Annotated in this window: 1 protein-coding gene; it reads right to left on the reverse strand. The window is 75.9% G+C overall.

The genetic code is table 11. The features are described 5' to 3' along the window. Positions 1-56 precede the first annotated feature (56 nt). Positions 57-2,300, reverse strand: a complete 2,244-nt coding sequence (locus FOE67_RS22895) for a transglycosylase domain-containing protein (RefSeq protein WP_323385331.1) — start codon at positions 2,298-2,300, stop codon at positions 57-59. Positions 2,301-2,382: the final 82 nt, after the last annotated feature.

Consider the following 2,382-nt stretch of genomic DNA (forward strand, 5'->3'; position numbering starts at 1 on the left):
CCGGACCCCCGGGGCCCGGCGTGCTCCTCCGTGCCGCCGGGCGCCCGCCCCCGGCTTCAGCCGGAGGGCTGCTCCTCGACGGCGGAGGAGGGGTCGGCCCGTTCCCCACCCGTCAGCGGCGGCAGCAGGTCCGCCAACCCGCCCCGGTCCGGGGTGGGTTGCGGCTCCTCCTCCGGCTCCGCCGGGGCCGGCGCGGGCGGGGCCGCCGGGACCGTGCCGGGCGGACTCTCACCGGTTTCCTCCGGCGCGTCCTCCACGGGCTCCTCACCGTCGCCCGCCTCGGCACCGTCGTCGGTCTCCTCCCGGGGCCCCTCCTCCTCCCGGGGCCCGCCGCCCGCCGGTACGGCCGGCGCGCTCTCGCGCGGGCCCACGTCGGCCCGGCCCGTCTCCGGCTCGAAGTCCCGCACCGGCTCCCCGGCCAGCGCCAACTCCGTGTAGCGGGCCCAGATCCGGGCCGGTACCCCGCCGCCACCGATCCGCTCCTCGCCCAGGGCCCCGTACATCGGCACCTGGGCCCCGCTGACCGGGTCCTGGCCGAACACCCCGACCACCATCGCCAGCTCCGGGGTGTACCCGGCGAACCAGGCCGCCTTGTCCTGCTCGGCCGTGCCGGTCTTGCCCGCCGCCGGACGCCCGGCGGCCAGTGCGGCGGTGCCGGTGCCGCTCTCCACCACGCCGCGCAGGATCGCCGTCGTCGAGTCCGCCGCCGCCCGGCTCACCGCCCGTTCCGGCCGCGGCCGGGGCAGCTCCACCGGACTGCCGTCCCGGGTCACCGAGTCCACCGTCACCACCGGGTGCCGCTCGCCCCGGGCCGCCAGGGTGGCGTAGGCGCCCGCCAGGTCCAGCGCGCTGGGCGTCGCCGTACCCAGGGAGATCGACTGCCCGGCCTCGGTCAGCCCCGGCGTCTCCTCCGGCAGCCCCAGCGCGATCGCGGTCTCGCGGACCAGTTCGGGTCCCACGTCCACGCCCAACTGGGCGAAGACGGAGTTCACCGACAGGTCCATCGCCCGCCCGACCGTCAGCGTGCCGTGGTCGGTGTGGCGTTCGTTGGCCGGGGCCCAGCCGGTGTGCAGCCCGTCCCGACCCACCACCGGCCGTCCGCTGGTTCCGTCGTACTGCGTGTACGGCCCGATCGGCGTCCCGGAACGGGTCACCGCGCCGTGCTCCCGGGCCGCCGCGTAGACGAACGGTTTGAAGGTGGAGGCGGCCTGGTAGTCCCGCCGGGTGGCGTTGTTCAGGTACTGCTCGGTGTAGTCCACGCCCCCGTACATGGCCACCACCCGGCCGGTCCCCGGCTCCACCGAGGCCGCACCGGTCCGCAGGGTCGCGTCCTGCGGGCGGTCCGGGTCCAGCCGCTCCGACAACTGCTCGGCGACCGCCCGGGCCAGCGCCTCCTGCTTCTCCGGCTCGAAGGTGGTGGTGATCCGGAACCCCCCGGCGGCCAGGCGCCGTTCGTCCAACGCCCCGCTGTCCAGCAGATGGGCGCGGGCCGCCTCGACCAGATAGCCGCGCTGCCCGGAGAGCCCGGCGGGCACGGGAGGCTCCACCGGCTCGGGGAAGGTGGTGGCGGCCCGCTCCGAGGGACTCAGCCAGCCCCGGGAGACCATGCCGTCCAGCACGTACTCCCACCGGGCCAGGGCCCGGTCCCGCCGCTCGGGGGCCACCCGCACGTCGTACAGGCTCGGGGCGTTCAGCAGGGCGGCCAGGTAGGCGCCCTCGCCGATCCCGAGCTCCTCCACGTCCTTGTCGTAGTACGCCCGCGCGGCGGCCTGCACGCCGTAGGCGCCGCGCCCGAAGTAGCTGGTGTTCAGGTAGCCGGCCAGGATCTCGTCCTTGGACACCTCGCGGTCCAGTTTCACCGCGATGAAGAACTCCCGGCCCTTGCGGGAGAGGGTCTGCCGCTGGTCCAGGTAGTAGTTCTTCACGTACTGCTGGGTGATGGTGGAGCCCGACTGCCGGGCCTCGCCGCGCAGCATCCGCCAGGCGGCCCGGGCCATCCCCTTGGGGTCGATGGCGGAGGTGGTGTAGAAGTCCCGGTCCTCGGCGGACAGGACGGCCATCCGCACGTGCTCGGGCACCCGCTCCAGGGAGACGTTCTCCCGGTTCACCTCCCCGGTGCGGGCCAACAGGGAGCCGTCCGCGTACAGCCAGACGTTGGCCTGCGCCGCCGCGGCCTCCCTCGGGCGGGGGATGTCCACCAGCAGGTACCCGGCGACCAGCACGCCCCCCGCGGCGACCACCAGCGCCGCCACCGAGCCGAGGAGTACCCGCCGCCAACGGCTCCGGTGGGCGGGCGGCACCCGCCCGGGGCGCGGCTCCCAGCCGGGCCGCCGCCCCGGCCGCCCCTCGGTCCCTGTCTCTTATACACGTCTCGGAGCCCAC

This window comes from Streptomyces calidiresistens, from assembly GCF_014141525.1.
In the GTDB taxonomy this organism is placed as follows: Bacteria; Actinomycetota; Actinomycetes; order Streptomycetales; family Streptomycetaceae; genus Streptomyces; species Streptomyces calidiresistens.